The sequence below is a fragment of the Xanthomonas sp. JAI131 genome, assembly GCF_013410075.1.
GTDB lineage: Bacteria > Pseudomonadota > Gammaproteobacteria > Xanthomonadales > Xanthomonadaceae > Xanthomonas_A > Xanthomonas_A bonasiae.
The window spans coordinates 29481-46688 of record NZ_JACCCN010000005.1 but is presented as its reverse complement, the minus strand read 5'-3'; the positions used below and the strand labels follow the sequence as shown (position 1 = coordinate 46688).

Below are 17208 nucleotides of genomic sequence, written 5' to 3'. Positions count from 1 at the left end.
GATGCCGCCGATCCTAGCAGGCAACGATCTGCTGGCCCGGACTCGGTGCTGTCGCATCGCGCCGCTATAACGCGCAGATGCATCGCACCTCGCCCGCACTGCCCTCGCTGCCGCACGCGGCGCTGGCGGCGTATGCCTGCGCGCATTTCGGCAAGAGCCTGCTGTGGTACGCCGGCGAACTGCTGCTGATCTATTCGCTGACCGAACACGCCGGACTGGAGGCAACCGCCGCCGGGCTGGTATTGGCGCTGGGCCTGCTGGTCAGCGCGGCGATCGGCCTCGGCGCCGGCTGGAGCCTGCGCCGGCAGCTGCGTGGGGTGGCAAGCATCGGGCGCCTGCAATGGCTGGGCCTGAGCGCGGCGGCGCTGGCGCTGCTGCTGGTGTTCGCCGCGCCGCTGCTGCCGGCGCCGCTGCGGCTTGGCTACGTGCTGGTGCTCAGCCTGCTGTTCCGCATCGCCTACGCGGTCTGCGACGTGGCGCAGAACACATTGCTGAGCCTGGTGCGTTGGCCGTGGCGCGGCCACGATGGCGCCAGCGCATTGCGCCTGGCCGGCAGCGGCATCGCGGCGCTGCTGATCAGCGTGATCGTTGGCGCGATGCTGGCGCGCGGCGCCGAGGGCGCGGCCTTCGCACTGCAGGCCAGCGCCCTGTTGGCCGCGGTGGCGGCGTTGTGCGCCTGGCATCTGCGGCGCACGCTACTGCGTGAGGGCGCATCGCTCGCGGGCGCCATCGCCGACGCACCGACGCGCACCGAGCCGGCGCCGTGCTGGCGCGCGATTCCCTGGCAGCCCCTGCTGCTGATCGTCGCGATCTCGCTGACCCTGCCCGCCTTCACCAAACTGGCGCCGTACGTGGCCGCCTACGGCCTGCTCTCGCCAGGCTGGGGCAGCGCGGTGCTGATCGCCTATGCGCTGGGATCGGTGCTGGTGCAGCCGCTGGCCGCTCGGCTGGGCCGGCACCATCCGCCGCGGCAACGGCTGGCCTGGCTCGGCGTGGCGCTGCTGCTGAGCGCGCCACTGTTCGCGCTGGCGCTGCCGGCGCAGCCGCAGCTGAGCCTGCTGGCGGCCGCATGCATCGGCGCGATCGGCGGCAGCAGCGGCCAATTGGTCTGGGCGTGGCATGCGCAATTGACCGCCAAGCGCGCGGTTGCCCAGCACGCGCTGTGCTTCGCCGCACTGGTCGCCAGCGCGCAGGTTGCGCTGGCCGCCGGCATCGCCGTGATCGGACTGCTGCTGGGCGCGGTGGACTACCGCGAGAGCCATTGCCTGCTGTTGCGCTGGGCGATGGCCGCCGGTCCGCTGGCCTGCGGCGCGCTGTGCCTGCTGTTGGCGCTGCTGTCGGGGCGTCGCCCGCTCAGGCGAAGAAGGCTCGCTGCAATGGCATGAGCGCCGCGCCCAGGGTCACCGCGTCGCCAGCGGTACGCGCGATGCGCAGTTCCGGCAGCGGCGGCGCCAGCCCATGCCGGTTGGGCGCACGAGGAATACGGATGCGTTCGATGAGGCGCTCGCCGATCGGCGCCGGCAGGCGCCCGCCGATGACGATCGCCTGCGGATCCAGGGTGTAGGCCAGATACGCGCACAGCTGCGAGAACGGCGCTTCGGCCAGCGCCAGCCAGGCGTCCACGCCCGGGCTGTGCGGGCCGATGTCGCCCAGCATCTGCTCCACGCCGGCGTAGTCCTGCCCGGCCGCGCGCGCCAGCGCTAGCAATGCATCCAGGTTCGGGTAGGCCATGCCGCCGACGGTCCAGATGCCGCCGAACTCGCCGGCGTTGCCGCGATGGCCGCGGAACAGACGGCCGTCGGCGATGATGCCGCCGCCGAAGCCGTTGGTCAGGTGCAGGTAGGCGAAGTCGCGACAGTCGCGGCCGACCCCGTACAGGCTCTCGGCCACCGCCGCCGCCGCGCCGTCGTTCTCCACCGTGACCGCGCAGCCCAGCGCGTCTTCCAGGATCGGCCCCAGCTCGACCTGGGTCCAGTCCTCCAGCGCCGGTGGCCCCGCCATCTGCTGGCCCTGTCCGGTGAAGAAGGCCGAGACCGCCATGCCCGTGCCGACCACCCGCGCCGGATCCACACCGGTTTCGGCGAACAGTTCCTCGCGGAACCGCAGCAGCTGCGCCAGCACCGGGGCGCGCCGCATGTCGGCCAGGCCGATGCGACGCTGGCCGCGCACCGCGCCGGCGAAATCGACCAGGGCCAGCGCCACTACGTCGCCCATCAGGCCGATGCCGAACGCGTAGGCGTAGTCCGGGGCCAGACGCACATCGACGCTGGGGTTGCCGCGGCCTTCGGCGGCGCGCGCGCCGAGCTGCACCATCCTGTCCTGGACGAAGCCCTGCAGCAGGCGTGCAACCGTGGGCTGCGACAGGCCCAGGTCGCGGCTCAGCGCTGCCTGGGTCTGCACCCCTGCCTTGAACACACGGTCGAGCAACTGGCGGCCGCCGGCGCTGACGCGCGGCGGGAAATCGGCATGGAGCATGGGACGACGCGGACCCGCAGTGGATGTGCGGCAACGCTAGCATGTGGACACGAAAGTTTCATACATGATAAATACTATTATCCCCACATACTTTTAATGGGGGAGTTCCACATGCGCACCAACCATCCACACCTGAGCCTGCTCGCGCTGGCGCTGGCTTCCGTTCTCGCCGCCGGCGCCCATGCCGAGGAGCCGCCGCAGGCGCCCGCTGCCGACGCCACCACCACCCTGGATCAGATCGTCGTCACCGGCACCCCGCAGGGCCAGTCGCAGAAGGACGCGCCGTTCGCGATCAGCGTGGTGTCGAAGCAACGCCTGGATCGCGCGGCGCCGAGCAGCAGCGTCGACATGCTGCGCGCCGTGCCCGGTTTCTCGGCCGAGCCCTCCGGCGGCCAGGGCGGCGGCCAGAACCTGTACGTGCGCGGCCTGCCCGCCGGCGGCTGGTACTACGTGCAGTACCAGGAAGACGGCATGACCCTGTTCGACGAACCGCAGGAAAGCTTCTTCAACGTCGATACGCTGTTTTCGCTGGACATGATGACCGAGCGCCTGGAAGTGGTGCGCGGCGGCACCTCGCCGCTGTTCGCGACCAACGCGCCGGGCGGCACGGTCAACGCCATCACCCGCCACGGCACCGCCACGCCCGAGGGCGCGGTGCGCATGACCGTCGGCAGCGACGGCCTGCGCCGCGAGGACGCCTACAGCTCCGGTCCGCTGAGCGAGAACGTGCTGTACAGCATCGGCGGCTACCACCGCAGCGACGACGGCCTGCGCGAGACCGGCTACACCGCCGACAAGGGCGGCCAGTTGCGCGGCAACCTGACCTTCCTGATGGGCGATGCGATCCTCGACGTGGACGCCAAGTACCTCGACGACCGCACCGCGTTCTACAACCCGATCCCGCTGGACGATCCGCGCACCCCCTCGCAGTCGCTGTCGGCGCTGCTCGACCCGCTGGACGGCACCCTGCTGTCCAACGACCTGCGCCACACCACGGTGCCGACCTTCGACGGCAACCGCCTCGTGTCCCGCAACCTGGACCTGGCCGACGGCATCCACAACAAGGTCAAGCAACTCGGCACCCACCTGGAGTGGAACCTGGACGACGGCCTGACTCTGAACAATCGCATGCGCTTCGTCGATGCCGAGGTGGACTACACCGCGCTGTTCTCCGGCGCCGCGCCATCCGACGCCGCCGCCTATCTGTCCACCCAGCTCGGCCGCGCGCGCACCGGCTTCGGCAACCGCGTGGCCCGCGTCGGCTACGTCAGCAGCGGCGACGGCGCCGTCTACGACCCGGCCGGTGCCGATGGCCTGGTGCTGGAAAGCGGCCTGTGGAACGCACGCACCCACCTGCGCACGCTGTCCGACGATCTGCGCCTGAGCAAGGCATTCGGCGAATCGGCGCTCGGCCAGCACACGCTCACCGCCGGCGTGAACGTGCAGCACTTCGAATACGCCCAGGACCGCCTGCAGAACACCGTGCTGACCACGCTGCAGAACAATGCGCAGCGCCTGGACGTGCTGGCCTACGACGCGGCCGGCAACGTGGTCGGCGCGGTCACCCAGAACGGCTTCGTGCGCTACGGCAACGGCGTCACCCGCGGCTTCGCCAACGGTACCTACCTGTCGCCGTACCTGTGGGACTCGGTGCGCTTCGGCCGCTTCGGCGTGGATGCCGGCGTGCGCTACACCCGCTACAGCGCCGACGGCGGCGTGTACGCCAACACCACGCGCAACCTCGGCGATTCCACCACCCTGGCCGACGACAACGCCGGCGGCCTCAGCGGCGCGTTCAGCGCGCGCGAGGATCGTCGCCATGCCACGCAGTGGACGCTCGGCGCCGAGTTCGCGCTGACCCCGCAGTTGCAGACCTTCGCCCGCTACACCACCTCGCAGCGCCTGCCGCGGCTGCAGAACGTCTACCAGACGCAGAACGCGGCAGTCACCGACATCGACCAGGCCGAGGCCGGCCTGCGCGGCGCCTTCGGCGATACCTTCTCGTTCTCCACCGTCGGTTTCTGGAGCCGCTTCAACGATCTGTCGATCAGCGCGATCGTGCTCGACGCGACCGGTGCGGTGCAGACCCTGGCCCTGGTCGGCCAGACCCAGACCTTCGGCCTGGAGTCGGAGTTCACCTGGCGCCCGTCGGCGTACTTCGGTGTGACCGGCTCGGCGACGCTGCAGGATCCGCAGACGCGCAGCCTGAGCAACGCCACCACCGGCGCCAGCTACGGCGACCTGGACGGCAAGCAGATCTCGCGCATCCCCAAGTTCATCGCCTCGCTCAGCCCGACCCTGTACTTCGACATCGCCGGGCGTCCGCTCGAACTGTCGGCCACCGCCTACCGCATGGGCCAGCGCTACGTCGACTACACCAACGCCACCGCGCTGCCCGCCTACACCACCTACGACCTGGGCCTGTTCGCCCACCTCAGCGACAACCTGGAACTGCAGCTGCATGCGGCCAACGTCGACAACAGCATCGGCCTGACCGAAGGCAACGCGCGGGTGGATACGCTGTCCGGGCAAGGCACCGCCGAGGCGATCTACGCGCGTCCGATCTTCGGCCGCAACTACAACGCATCGCTGACCTGGCGGTGGTGAGCATGCGCTGCCGCAAACTGCTGATGGGCGCGGCGATCTGGCTGCCGCTGATGACGGCGACGGCGACGGACTTGCCGAAGCGCCTGCGCGATCCGCACGGCGATGCGCTGGTGGTGTCGCACCGTGCATGCTGGAAGTTCGCCTCGGAGAACACCCTCGACGGCATCGCCGCGTGCATCGCGCACGGCGTGGACATGGTCGAAGTGGATGTGCGCACCACGCGCGACGGGACGCTGGTGTTGATGCACGACGAGACCGTGGACCGCACCACCGACGGACATGGCGCGGTAGCCGACCTGGACGCGGCGCAGATCGCCGCGTTGCGCGTGCGCAGCCGCGGCGGCGGCCGCACAAGCACCCTGACCGAGCGCCACCCGCCGACGCTGGCGCAGGCGCTGGCCGCGGCGCGCGGCCGGGTGCTGGTGAATCTGGACGTAAAGGCCGCCGCGCTGGACCAGATCATGGACGTGGTCGAGGCGGCCGGTGCGCAACGCGACGTGCTGTTGAACGTCCCGCTGGACGTGCCGCAGGCGGCGCTGCAGCGCGCGCACGCGGCCGGCATCGCGCTGCAGGTGCTGTACCTGCAACGCGACACCGCGCTTTCGCCGCAACAGGCGCTGCGCCGCGCCGCCGCGTTGCGTCCGGCGGTGGTGCAGGTGATGTTCGACGACCCGGCGGTGCTGGATATCGCCCAACGCGAACTGGCGCCACGCACGCGCCTGTTCGTCAACACGATGACCAACGACATCGCCAGCGGCCGGCCGATGCGGCTGTCGGCGGACTACACCGACCAGCGCGCGCTGCGCGATCCGGCCAGCGTCTGGGGCGCGCTGCGCGCGCATGGGGTGAGCATGATCCAGACCGACGAACCAGCGGCACTGCAACGCTATTTGCGCGCATCGGACATGCACCGGTAGCCGTCGTCGATCTCAATCCTCGCGACGCGGCAACAGTCGCGACGTGTCGCGGGGAGCCAAGCCCCAGACGGTCGGCATGGAGCCAGATCGCGCCCATGGATGGCGCAGCCGTCGTTCCGAGCGATTCGCCGCGACGGTCGAGCCAACACGGTCGGCCGCCATCGGCGTCATTGCGTCTGTGTCACGTCCATCCATCCACTCCCAACAGGAGAGCACATGAACTCGTCCAAGAAACGCTTCAAACGCCTATCGCTGGTACTGGCCTGCGCCTCGCTGACCGTGTTGTCCGGCCTCGCCTCGGCGGCCAACAACTGGAATCCGCAGCACATCCTCAACGCCATGAAAAGCCCCTACCAGGGCAGCCGCGCCAGCGTCGCGGTGATCGCGCATCGCGGCCTGGTCGGCAACGGCTGCCCGGAAAATTCCACCTGCTCCATCCTCAACACCTACAACAACAACATCGAAGCGATCGAACTGGACGTCAAGCAGTCCTCCGACGGGCAGCCGTGGTTGTTCCACGACCAGAACGCCGGCCGCGTGATCGCCCATTCGCCGGACTTCAACATCTTCCAGCCGGCCAACAATCCGTCCGGCTGGAATCCGGACATCCGCACCATGACCAGCCACGAGTTGGTCAATTCGTTCCTGCGCGACAAGAACTTCGCCAAGACCAACTACCGCCCGGTGCCGCTGGCCAACGCGTTGGATGCCGTGCACCGCAACGCCAATCACATGGTCGTGGTGCTGGACCTGAAGACCCTGGACGCGGTGTCGCGCGCCGCCGACCTGGCCCTCTACCTGGGCATGCAGAACCAGGTGGTACTGAAGTTCAGCGCCTCGCTGCTGCCGCGCACGCCAAGCGACATCACCCGTTACACCAAGGGCGTCGCGTTCGCACCGACCGTCTACGCTGGCGACATGGACCGGCTCGCCGATGGCGGCTATACCGGCCTGTGCGGAACGATCAGCCCCAACACGCCGTTCTGCCGCGTCAATGCGTGGATCGAACAGGCCCGCGGCGAGAAAGGCTTCGCCTGGCTGGAAATCGGCAACAAACAACCGCGCCGCAGCGATCCGACCGGCGAACTGCTGGCCGGCGAGCAGGCCAATCACCGCGCGCTCGGTGCGTTCTCGCCGGTGCCCGAGTACCGCCTCGGCAGCCACGACGGCCAGCATTTCGTGCGCAGCAACGGGACCTGCTGCGCGGCGCTGAGCGACTACCTGACGCGCACCAAGTACTTCGGCAACGAAGTCGCCGACGACCGCTCCGACTTCGGCGTGCAGGCGTTGGCCGGCTTCACCAGCATCATCAGCGACGACCCGCTCAGCATTACCCGTTCGCGCATTTTCCGGAATACCTCGCGCTACGAGTGATCGCGGCATGATCCGGCCGGGGAGTTCGCTCCCCGGCTTCCCGCTGCACTCTCCACCCAGGAAGCATCCGCTATGCGTCCCGTTCCCCGTCCACGTCCCCGTCACCTGCTTGTCCTGCTTCTCGTCGCCGGCGTGAGTTGGCTCCTGTTGCAACGCGCAGCGACCGCGGAAGGCGCACGCGCCGCCACGGCGCCAGCCGCCGCGCCGGCATCCGCGCATCGCGCTGTCGCCGCGACCGACATGCCGTCCGCATCACCTTCTTCCACCGACACCGTGCCCGGCCCATCGGCGCGAGAGGTCATCGCCGCGGCGCAGGCGCTACCGGCCGATTTTCAGGCCGACGCGCTGCTGCGCATCGCCGACGCCAAAGACCTGCCGTCGACGGCCGGTGGCGATCGCCGCGACGCCGCGCTGCGCCTGGCGCAACAGGCGTCGGTCCTGGCGGAACGCGCGATGCGGCGCATGCCCGGCCTGGCCAGCGCCGGCTATGTCAGCGAAGAGCACGGCGACGAATTGCGCGACACCCGCACCGCCGGCCTGGACCGGCTGTCGCTGCAAACGCGCGCTGCGCGCATCCTGGCGACGTCTCCCGCACAGGCGCCCGCGCTGTTCGCAGCGCTGCCGACGCCGCAGGCCGCCGACTGCGATGCCGAGCTGATCGACGATCCCAGCCCCACCTACGCGTTGGCGACCGCACTGCAGCCGGCCCAGGCCGCGCCGCAGGCGGCGGCGCTCGCCGAGCGCGTGGACAAGGCGCAACAGGAAACCGACGTGGCGCCGGCGCTGAAGATGGTGCTCGCCAGCACGGCGCTGGAGCGCAACGGCCAGGCCCAGGTCGCCGACAGCCTGGTGCGCATGTTCGCGCGCATCCGCGGCAACGATCCGGGCTTCACCGCCACCGAGCTGAGCGTCGCCGCGGACATGCCGCTGCTGCTGCAATTGCTGCAGGACGCGGCACTGCGCGAGCGGCTGCATGCGGCGTACCGCACCTATGTCGCGGCGCACCTGGCGCAGGCGCGTTGCCCGGCGAGCCTGCTCGGCAACCACTGGCTGCTCGAGCAGCGTTTCGTCGCCGAACTGCCGAACGAACGCATTCCGCCGGCGCCGCCGGTGGTGGAGGAATCGATCGACGACGAGGCGGTTTCGCTGATCCGCGAGGCCGGCTACAACGTGCGCACGCAACTGCTGCTGCCCGACGCCTCCGCCGCCGACCCGGCGCTGGAAAAAGCCTCCGCCGAATTCCTCGACCAGCTCGACCATGGCGTTCTGCAGCAGACCGCGGCAGGCGATGGCAGCGGCCGCGTGCAGCGTGCACGGCTGCGCGAACTGCTGCGCTATCTGGAATATGCGCCGAGCGGCGCGTCGCGCGATCGCGGCGTCGCGCTGATGGCGTCGTTGCTGTCCGGCCCCTACTACGCGCAGGACCACGACACCTGGTTCGGCGATCTGCGCGTAGTCGCCGGGCAGATGCAGCGCTGGCCCGACCACGCGCAACGGCTCGCGCAATTGGCCGAGCATCGCGATCCGGTGGTGAAGGTCTACGCGATGCTGATGCAACGCGGCCAGTTTCCCTGACCCTGGTTGCAGCGGATACACCACGCTTCGATACCTCCGCGCGCGGCGTCACGCGCCGCGCGCGCCACACGGATAGTGAACCCTGTCAACAACCGGGGTTCAGTTGCGATTGGGGAAGCGGCGCCTATTGTGCGCGCCACTTCCGATCCGCCCATCTTGGTGGATCCGCCGGCCTCCAGATTGCGCCGGCACCCGGGCGACCCGTGACAGGCCGCCTCCCCATGACGCCAAGCCGCATCGCCTTGCCGCGCCACCCGGTGCAGCCCCGATGACGGCCCATACGGAGCAAGGAGTTATATGAAACTGGCCTGGATACTCTGGCTGTCGCAACTGTTGCCGCAACCCGCCGCCGATTCGCTGTGTCTGAGCACCACCGTCTATCTGGAAGCGCGCGACCAGACGCTGCGCGGCCAGCAGGCGGTCGCCGAAGTGGCGCTGCGGCGCCTGGACAGCGGCCTGTGGGGCAACTCGATGTGCCAGGTGGTCACCGCGCGCAAACAGTTCGCGCCGGGCCTGGTGAAACCCGGCACCGAACTGAAGAACGACGACGCCTGGGCCGATGCGGTCAACGTCGCCTTCGCCGCCGAGCGCAACTGGGCGCTGCCGCAGGGCCAGCGCAAGGAGATCGTGCCCGGCGCCAGCCACTTCGCCGCACATGCGATCGCCAGCCCGAGCTGGCGCAACGCCTACCAGGTGGCGACGATCGGCGACCACACGTTCTACCGCGTGCAGAAGCTGCGGCCGCGCAACGCGTCCTGACCGGCCAGCGCGGCGCTATCGCCAACCGCACGCAGGGCCGGGTACGCTTCCCGGCCCTTTGTTCGTGCGGAGTCTGCAATGAAACTTTATGCCAAGCCCGGCGCCTGCTCGCTGGCCGACCACATCGCGCTGCGCTGGGCGGAATTGCCGTTCGAACTGGAAATGCTCGACGCCGCATCGATGAAGGCACCGGCCTATCTCGCGCTCAATCCCGCCGGCGCGGTGCCCGCGCTGCAGGTGGACGAGTGGGTACTGACCCAGAACTCGGCGATCCTCAACTACATCGCCGATAGCGCGCCCGCGGCACAGCTGGCCGGCGACGGCAGCGCGCGCAGTCGCGCCGAAGTGCAGCGCTGGCTCGCCTTCCTCAACGCCGACCTGCATCCGGCCTTCCATCCGTTGTTCGGCAGCACGCGCTACCTCGAGGACGCGGCGGTGATCGCGCGCATCCAGGAACATGCGCGCGAACGCCTGCGTACGCTGTACGCGCGCGTGGAGGAGCAGCTGGCGACGCAGCAATGGCTCGCCGGCACGCAGCGTTCGATCGCCGATGCGTATCTGTTCGTCACCCTGCGGTGGGCGCAGGCGCTGAAGATCGAACTCGGCGCCAACCTGCAGGACTTCTTCGCGCGCATGGCGGCCGATCCGCAGGTGCAGGCGGCGCTGCAGGCCGAAGGCTTGAATTGAGCAAGCGCAGTCAGAGCGCATCCTGATCTGTCTGCAGACAGACGGAACCTGCAGGAGCGGCTTCAGCCGCGACAGGCGCCACCGGGACATCCTGTCGCGGCTGAAGCCGCTCCTACAACAGCGGACATTGCTTCCTCGCCATCACATGCCGGCGTTTGCGTGCGCACGCCATTGGCGCTCGATCGCAGCTACCGCCGCTCGTCGTCAAGCGTGTCCTGCAGCCAACGCGCAGCCAGCGCTGGCGACTTGGCCTTGCCGAGCGCGGCGGTGAACTCCGGCAGCAGCGCTTCGAGTGCGGCGGCGTCGCTGCAGCGCTCGATCCGCAACTGCATGAAATAGCCCTTCAGCCCCAGATACTTGCGCACCGCTTCGCTCATCGCGTCGTAAAGGCGCGAATAGCGTTGCGCCGCTTCGTGCGATACCGGCGCATCGCCCGGACTGGCCAGCGGATCGATGGCGCCGGCCGACGTCGCCGCTGCCGGCGGCGTGCCCGATGGCGATATCGATGACGATGTTGCAGGCGCAGGCGAGGCCGACGCATCGCCGCCGCGGGCGATCAGGCCCATCTGCTGCAGCTGCGCCAAGGCGTCTTCCGGCGCATGCAGGCCGGCGACGATCTGCTGCAGCGCGCTGTCGTCCTTGTGCCCATCCACCACCAGCAGGATCGAGCGCAACTGCGCCGGCAACCGGCGTGCGCGGTCCGCGATCTCCTGCCGTCCGGCGTCGGTCTTGGCATAGCGCTCGCTCATTCGCCACCCTCCCCTGTGATTGCGCGTCAGCGGCAGCCGGCGCGCTTGTTGCGCAATGCAGTGGCGCCTCAGCGCGCCAACGCGCGGCGAATCTCGTCGAGCGCGCCCGGATCGTCCAGCGTCGACAGGTCGCCGGGATCGCGCTGCTCGGCCAGCGCCTGCAGCGAACGCCGCAGCAGTTTGCCCGAGCGCGTCTTCGGCAATGCCTGCACCAGATACACCTGCGCCGGCCGCGCCACCGCACCGAGCCGCTCCACCACGCATTGCCGCAGTTGTTCGGCAATGGCGGCGGCGGCATCGGGCGATGCCTGTTGTTTCAGCGTCGCGAAGACCACCGGCACCTGCCCCTTCAGTTCGTCGTGCATGCCGATCACCGCCACCTCGGCCACGTCCGCATGGCCGGCGATGGCTTCTTCGATCTCGCGCGTGCCGAGGCGATGGCCGGCGACGTTGATCACGTCGTCGGTGCGGCCGAGGATGAAGGTATAGCCGTCGTCGTCGCGAATCGCCCAGTCCAGCGAGCTGTACAGCAGCTCGTCGAAATGGCTGAAATAGCTGCGCAGGAAGCGCGCGTCGTCGTTCCACACCGTGGTCATGCAGCCCGGCGGCAGCGGCGGCTCGATCACCAGCACGCCCTTGCGCCCGGCCGGCACTTCGATGCCCTGCGGGTCGACGATCTTCATCTTGTAGCCGAGATTGGGAAAGCCCGGCGAACCCGGCTTGACCGGCCGCATTTCCAGTCCCGGCAGCAAGGTCAGCGCCGGCCAGCCGGTCTCGGTCTGCCAGTAGTTGTCGATGATCGGCTTGCCCAGCGCCTCGCCGATCCACAACGCGGTCGGCTCGTCCAGCGGCTCGCCGGCCAGGAACAGGTACTGCAACGCGCTCAGGTCGTGGTCGCGGATGTGGCGCACCGGGTGCTTCTTCAGCACGCGGATCGCGGTCGGCGAGGAGAACATCGTGCGCACCCGGTATTTCTCGCACAGCGCCCACCACACGCCGGGATCCGGATTGACCGGCAAGCCCTCGTACAGCAGCGAGGTGCAGCCGGCGATCAGCGGACCGTACACGTTGTACGAATGGCCGACCGCCCAGCCGACATCGGACGTGGAGAACATCACCTGGCCCGGCGCGCAATCGAACACCGTGCGCATCGACAGCGCCAGCGCCACCGCGTAGCCGCCGACGTCGCGCTGTACGCCCTTGGGCTTGCCGGTGGTGCCGGAGGTGTACAGCAGATAGCTGGGTTCGTTGGATTCCAGCCAGGTCACCGGCACCTGCGTGTCGCCGACCTGCGCGCGCAACTCGGCGTAGTCCACGTCGCGTCCGTCGCTGCGCGGCTGCGCCGGATCCAGCCCGCGCGAGACGATCAGCACCTTCGGCGGCGGCGCGCTGGCTTCCGCGCAGGCGGCATCGACCAGCGGCTTGTAGGGAATGATCTTGCCGCCGCGGCTGCCGGCATCGGCGGCGATCAGCAGCTTCGGCGCCGCATCGTCGATGCGCAACGCCAGGTTGTGCGCGGCGAAACCGCCGAACACCACCGAGTGCACCGCGCCGATGCGCGCGCAGGCCAGCATCGCGAACACCGCCTCAGCCATGTTCGGCATGTAGATGACCACGCGGTCGCCGCGCTGCACGTCCAGACGCAGCAGCACCGCGGCGAAGGCATTGACCTCGGCGTGCAGCTGCGCATAGGTGAATTCGCGGGTCTGCCCGGTCTCGCTGGACACCGCTACCAGCGCCAGCTGCGCGGCGCGCTCGGGCAGGTGCCGGTCGACCGCGTTGTGGCACAGGTTGGTCAGGCCGCCGCCGAACCAGCGCCGGAACGGCGGGTGGTCGTATTCCAGGATCGCCTGCGGCGGCCGCTGCCAGTGGATCGCCTTGGCCTGCTCCGCCCAGAATTCCTTCGGCTGCTCGATCGAGCGCCGGTACAGCGTCGCGTAGTCCATGCCACCCCTCCCAAGGCCGGTGCACCGGTTTAGAGCATAGTCCTTCGGCGGGGCGGGCGTCGTTCAGACCTTGGTCGAAGAATGCAACCGGAAGTACGAAATCAGGCAGCGCCGGGAAACGGCATCTTCGGGAGAACGATCAGGGATCACATGCACGCTCTCGAATCGTAATTATCAACCGGTGGCGCCGGAAAGCGACAGTGGAAGTAAAGTGATTCGTCAACGGTCGGATCGCTGAGGATGAGCCCTTGCGGCAAAAGCTTGCCCCCGAACTGGACGCAGAGTTCATTTCCTATCAATCCATAACGTGACTCTTTCGCAGTGAGCTGAGACCTGCCTCCTCGGAGCTCCGGGATATAGAAACGTCCTTGCCTATCAGTGGAAGCAGAAGCGCCCAACTGCTCGCACCAATCTGTATTCTCGTGGTTCCTGCTGAAGAAAACCCTCACACTTTCAACAGGGCGCCCGTGCAACGTCACTACACCGCCGATGGCCGGCCGAAGCATGAGCTGACCAAGCTGGGGATGCGTTTGTTCAAGACGCACTATGACGCGATCAAGAACGGGACCGGTTCCGAACGAAACTCCACCCAGTATGGCCAATAGCAGCGTGAGCCTGGCAACCCTCGTACAGGAAATAGAGCTCGCGCTAACGCTCATATTGAACCACTCGATGAAACGGCGTCGCCCCCAAAGATCTACTTGCGTAAATTCGCGCAACCCCGGCATCGGGGTCGTAGCTGAGCGGGGTCGAAGTCCCATGGGCAAAAGCGAGGAGCACTTCTACATCTCCGCGCGCCGTGCCCGAGCATGCAATGCTGGAGAGCCGATAACCTACCACTCCAGGCATCTCCGACAGGTCATTGAGTAGTAGTCCGTGCGACAGTGTTGAGTTGGCTGGATTACCAGGAGGCTCACTTTTCCGCAAAAATACAGTGACTGCTTCGAAGTAAATTCGATACCACGCTTCACCGAAGCACAAAAAATAATAAATGCCAGATCTGACTGCGCGAAATCTTCGTAGAAATGCTGTATGAAGCCAGTGCACACCAAACCCTCCATGGCTGGAGGCTGACCATTGAAGGCTACGTGCTATACCAAAACTGTCATTGACCCTCACGCTGAGTCAAGAAGCGCTGGATGGCACTACTTACCCGGCACCGTAAATGTCACCACCACGTTCCCCGGCGCTTGCTTGAAGCGCGTAGCCACCGAACCCTTGCTGAGTTGCACGATCTGCTCCAGCGGCTTGCGCGGCACGCCCTGGAAGTTGACCGTGACCTGGACGAGAGTGCCGTTGGCCCAGTTGAAGCCGACCATCGGCTTGCTGCCGACCGATTTCTGCAGGTCGGCGGCCACTTCCTGCGAATGCGCATACGCATTCTTCATCGAATCGACCGCACCGCAGGACGTGAGCGCCAGCAGTAGCGGTGCACAAAGGAAGGTCAGTCGCATCGTTGTCTCCCGCCCAGTCAGCTAGTGCTTCTTCGCTGCCTCGTTCGCCGCCGCACGCGGCGGCGCATTCTTCACGTAGCGGTCGAACCACTCCAGCATCTCCGCCACCACGTCCTCGTTGGACTCGCGCGCGGTGTACCAGTGCGGTTCGAACGGCAGCAGCACCAGCCGCGCGGTGCCGCCATTGCCGCGGATCGCCTGGAACAGGCGCGGCGCCTGGGTGGTTTCGGTGCCGGGATTGGCGTCGTCCATGCCGTGCACGATCAGCAACGGCTCGTTGATCTTGTCGGCATGGAAGAACGGCGAGGCCTGCGCGTAGACCTCCGGCGCGGCCCAGAACGAGCGCCGCTCGTTCTGGAAGCCGAACGGGGTCAGGGTCTTGTTGTAGCTGCCGCTGGTCGCCACACCGGCGCGGAACAGGTCGGTATGCGCCAGCAGGTTGGCCGCCATCAGCGCGCCGTGGCTGTGGCCGGTGACGCCGATCCGCTGCCGGTCGACCACACCCAGTTCCACCGCCTTGTCCACCGCGGCGGTGGCGTTGTCCACCAGTTGCTGCAGATAGGTGTCGTAGGCGGTCTTGGGATCGCCGACGATCGGGAAGGCGGTGTCGTCGATGATCGCGTAGCCGGCCAGCAACAGCAGCTGGTAGGAACTCAGCCGGGTGAAATCGCGCTCGTTGGCGCCGCTGACCTGGCCGGCCTTGGACGGGTCGGCATAGTCCAGCGGATAGGCGTACAGGATCGCCGGCACCCGCGTGCCTTCCTTGTAGCCGGGCGGCGTGTACAGGGTGAACGACAGCTCCACCCCGTCCTTGCGCTTGTAGATCACCAGGCGCTTCTTGATCTGCCGCACCAGCGGCGTCGGATCGGGGAAGCGGGTGACCGGCGCGATGCTCGAGGCGTAGACCGCTTCGCCAGCCGCCGCATCCGTCTGCGCCTGGCCCAGCGCGCGCAGGTACACGTTGGGCGGATCGGTCGGCGACTGGCGCCAGGTCAGCAGCTTGGTCGTATCGTCGCCGGCGAACCCGGCGAACACCTCGTCGACGCTGGCATCGCTGCGGAACAGGCGCTCGGTCTTGCCGCTGGCCAGTTCGTAGCGGTCCAGGAACGCGCGGTCGCCGGCCGGCGTGGCGCCCTGCCCGCTCAGGAACAGCGCGCCGCGGTCCTCGTGCAGCACCGCTTCGCCATTGGCCAGCACGCGCAGTTCCGGGGTGCCGGGATCGGCGTACAGATCGTCGGTGGACAGGTCGAACAGCACCCGGGCCGGCGTGCCGGGGCGGTCGGCGTCCAGCAATGAGGTGCGGCGCCAGTGGCGGTTCTCGTCGTATTCGTCCAGCAGCGTCCGGCCGCCGTCGGCGAACCAGGACAGTCCGGCGTAGCGCTGGGTCACCCGCGCCAGTTCGCGCGGCTTGGCGGTGAACGGCGCCGCCAGGGTCAGCAGCTTGTCGCGTGCGGGCACGGTGGCCTTCCAGTCGCCGCCGTCCAGCGCCTCGGCCCAGACCAGCGTGGCCGGCTGGTTGGCCCGCCAGGAATACGCACGCGGGCCGGTCGGCACGCCCTGCACCGGCACCCGGTCGGCGACCGGCAGATCGGCCAGCACGCGCTCGCCGCCAGTGGACAGATCGAGCACCGCCACATCGTGGGCGAAACGCGCATAGGTGGTGACGTAGGAATACGGCCGCTTGAGCCGCTCCACGCGCACATGGCGGCCGTCGGGCGCGCCGTCCACCGCGGTATAGACCGCCGGCGCGCCGACCTTGGTCTGCTTGCCGCTGGCGGCATCGACGGTGAGCAACTGCGAGGTGGCGTAGTAGGTGAACAGCGCCTCGTCCTCGGGGCTGGACAGCGTGTCGCGCGCCTCGTAGGTGCTGCTCTCGCCCTTGCCCTGGATGGTTTCCTTGACCTCCGGGCCGGGCGGCACCGCCGCCTTGCGCGGCGCCGCGCCCAGGTCCTGCGGCACGGTCTTCAGCAGCAGCGTGTCGCTGCCGCCCAGCCACTGGATCTCGCCGCCCAGCACCGGGTTGAGCTGCACGCCGTCGATGCGGCGCACGTTGCCGGTGGCGACGTCGCCCAGCCACAGCTCGACGCGGTCGGCGGCGGTGTTGTTGAAGGCGAAACGGCGCCCGTCCGGCGACCACACCGGCAGCGCCGGGCAGACGCCGGCCGGCAGGGTCACCGCGGTCTGCTTGCCGCTGGCCACGTCGACCAGGCTGAAACCTTCCAGGCAGGCGCGGATGCCGTAGCCGTTGGACATGTCGTGGCGGCTGTGGCTGCGCGGCTCCACGCGCACCCCGGCCAGCTTCAGGTACGGCTCGGCCACGCGCGCGATCGGCGGATACTGGGTGCGCTGCACCAGCAGCAGGGTCTTGCCGGTGGGATCCAGCCGCGGCGACGGATTCAGCGGCGCGCGCATCACCCCCAGCAGCGGCTCCGGCGGTTGCCGATAGCCGCTGTCCGCGGCGTTGGCGGCGAGCGGCAACAGGCTGGCCAGCGCCAGCCCTCCGATCCAGCGGTACGGAGCGCGCGTCATGCTATGTCCCCAAATGAATGGCCGAGGAAACCTAGCACACCCGCAAACCGGCGCGCGCGGGCGCAACGTCATGGCCGGCCGAACAGCGAAGACATACCGCAGAGGCTGGCTGTCGCGCGCAGTCGTGGAATGGCGA

12 protein-coding genes are annotated in these 17208 nt (G+C 68.4%); 7 read left to right on the top strand and 5 right to left on the bottom strand.

Annotated elements, in window-relative coordinates; translation table 11 throughout:
• Nucleotides 1–77: 77 nt before the first annotated feature.
• Nucleotides 78–1385 (top strand): MFS transporter, encoded by a 1308-nt coding sequence (locus HDC36_RS19750; protein WP_179570594.1) that lies wholly within the window; start codon nt 78–80, stop codon nt 1383–1385.
• Here the strand turns inward: HDC36_RS19750 and HDC36_RS19745 are convergent.
• Nucleotides 1354–2475 (bottom strand): ROK family protein, encoded by a 1122-nt coding sequence (locus HDC36_RS19745; RefSeq protein WP_179570593.1) that lies wholly within the window; start codon nt 2473–2475, stop codon nt 1354–1356. The genes HDC36_RS19750 and HDC36_RS19745 overlap by 32 nt on opposite strands.
• Nucleotides 2476–2586: 111 nt before the next feature.
• Between HDC36_RS19745 and HDC36_RS19740 the strand changes: the two genes are divergently transcribed.
• The 6 genes from HDC36_RS19740 to HDC36_RS19715 all read left to right on the top strand — a co-directional run bounded on the left by HDC36_RS19740 (nt 2587) and on the right by HDC36_RS19715 (nt 10394).
• On the top strand, nt 2587–5082 hold the full coding sequence (locus tag HDC36_RS19740; RefSeq protein ID WP_179570592.1) for a TonB-dependent receptor: 2496 nt from the start codon (nt 2587–2589) through the stop codon (nt 5080–5082).
• A gap of 2 nt (nt 5083–5084) precedes the next feature.
• Complete coding sequence (locus HDC36_RS19735) at nt 5085–5999, top strand: glycerophosphodiester phosphodiesterase family protein (protein ID WP_255432836.1); 915 nt, start codon at nt 5085–5087, stop codon at nt 5997–5999.
• Nucleotides 6000–6215: 216 nt separating this feature from the next.
• Nucleotides 6216–7373, top strand: a complete 1158-nt coding sequence (locus tag HDC36_RS19730) for a glycerophosphodiester phosphodiesterase family protein (RefSeq protein ID WP_179570591.1) — start codon at nt 6216–6218, stop codon at nt 7371–7373.
• A gap of 240 nt (nt 7374–7613) precedes the next feature.
• A complete protein-coding gene (locus HDC36_RS19725; RefSeq protein ID WP_255432835.1) occupies nt 7614–8948 on the top strand; it encodes a hypothetical protein in 1335 nt (444 codons plus the stop codon).
• 297 nt (nt 8949–9245) lie between these two features.
• The gene (locus tag HDC36_RS19720; RefSeq protein WP_145701667.1) at nt 9246–9707 is read left to right on the top strand and encodes a cell wall hydrolase; all 462 of its coding nucleotides are present in this window, start codon (nt 9246–9248) and stop codon (nt 9705–9707) included.
• A gap of 78 nt (nt 9708–9785) precedes the next feature.
• Complete coding sequence (locus HDC36_RS19715; RefSeq protein ID WP_179570589.1) at nt 9786–10394, top strand: glutathione binding-like protein; 609 nt, start codon at nt 9786–9788, stop codon at nt 10392–10394.
• Between the two features lie 188 nt (nt 10395–10582).
• Here the strand turns inward: HDC36_RS19715 and HDC36_RS19710 are convergent, their stop codons facing one another.
• The 4 genes from HDC36_RS19710 to HDC36_RS19695 form a co-directional block, all read right to left on the bottom strand.
• A complete protein-coding gene (locus tag HDC36_RS19710) occupies nt 10583–11143 on the bottom strand; it encodes a hypothetical protein (RefSeq protein ID WP_179570588.1) in 561 nt (186 codons plus the stop codon).
• Between the two features lie 68 nt (nt 11144–11211).
• Nucleotides 11212–13089 (bottom strand): propionate--CoA ligase, encoded by a 1878-nt coding sequence (prpE, locus tag HDC36_RS19705; RefSeq protein WP_179570587.1) that lies wholly within the window; start codon nt 13087–13089, stop codon nt 11212–11214.
• Nucleotides 13090–14234: 1145 nt separating this feature from the next.
• Entirely contained in the window at nt 14235–14543 is a 309-nt protein-coding gene (locus HDC36_RS19700; protein ID WP_179570586.1) for a hypothetical protein, read from the bottom strand.
• A gap of 21 nt (nt 14544–14564) precedes the next feature.
• The gene (locus tag HDC36_RS19695) at nt 14565–17072 is read right to left on the bottom strand and encodes a prolyl oligopeptidase family serine peptidase (protein ID WP_179570585.1); all 2508 of its coding nucleotides are present in this window, start codon (nt 17070–17072) and stop codon (nt 14565–14567) included.
• Between the last annotated feature and the right edge of the window lie 136 nt (nt 17073–17208).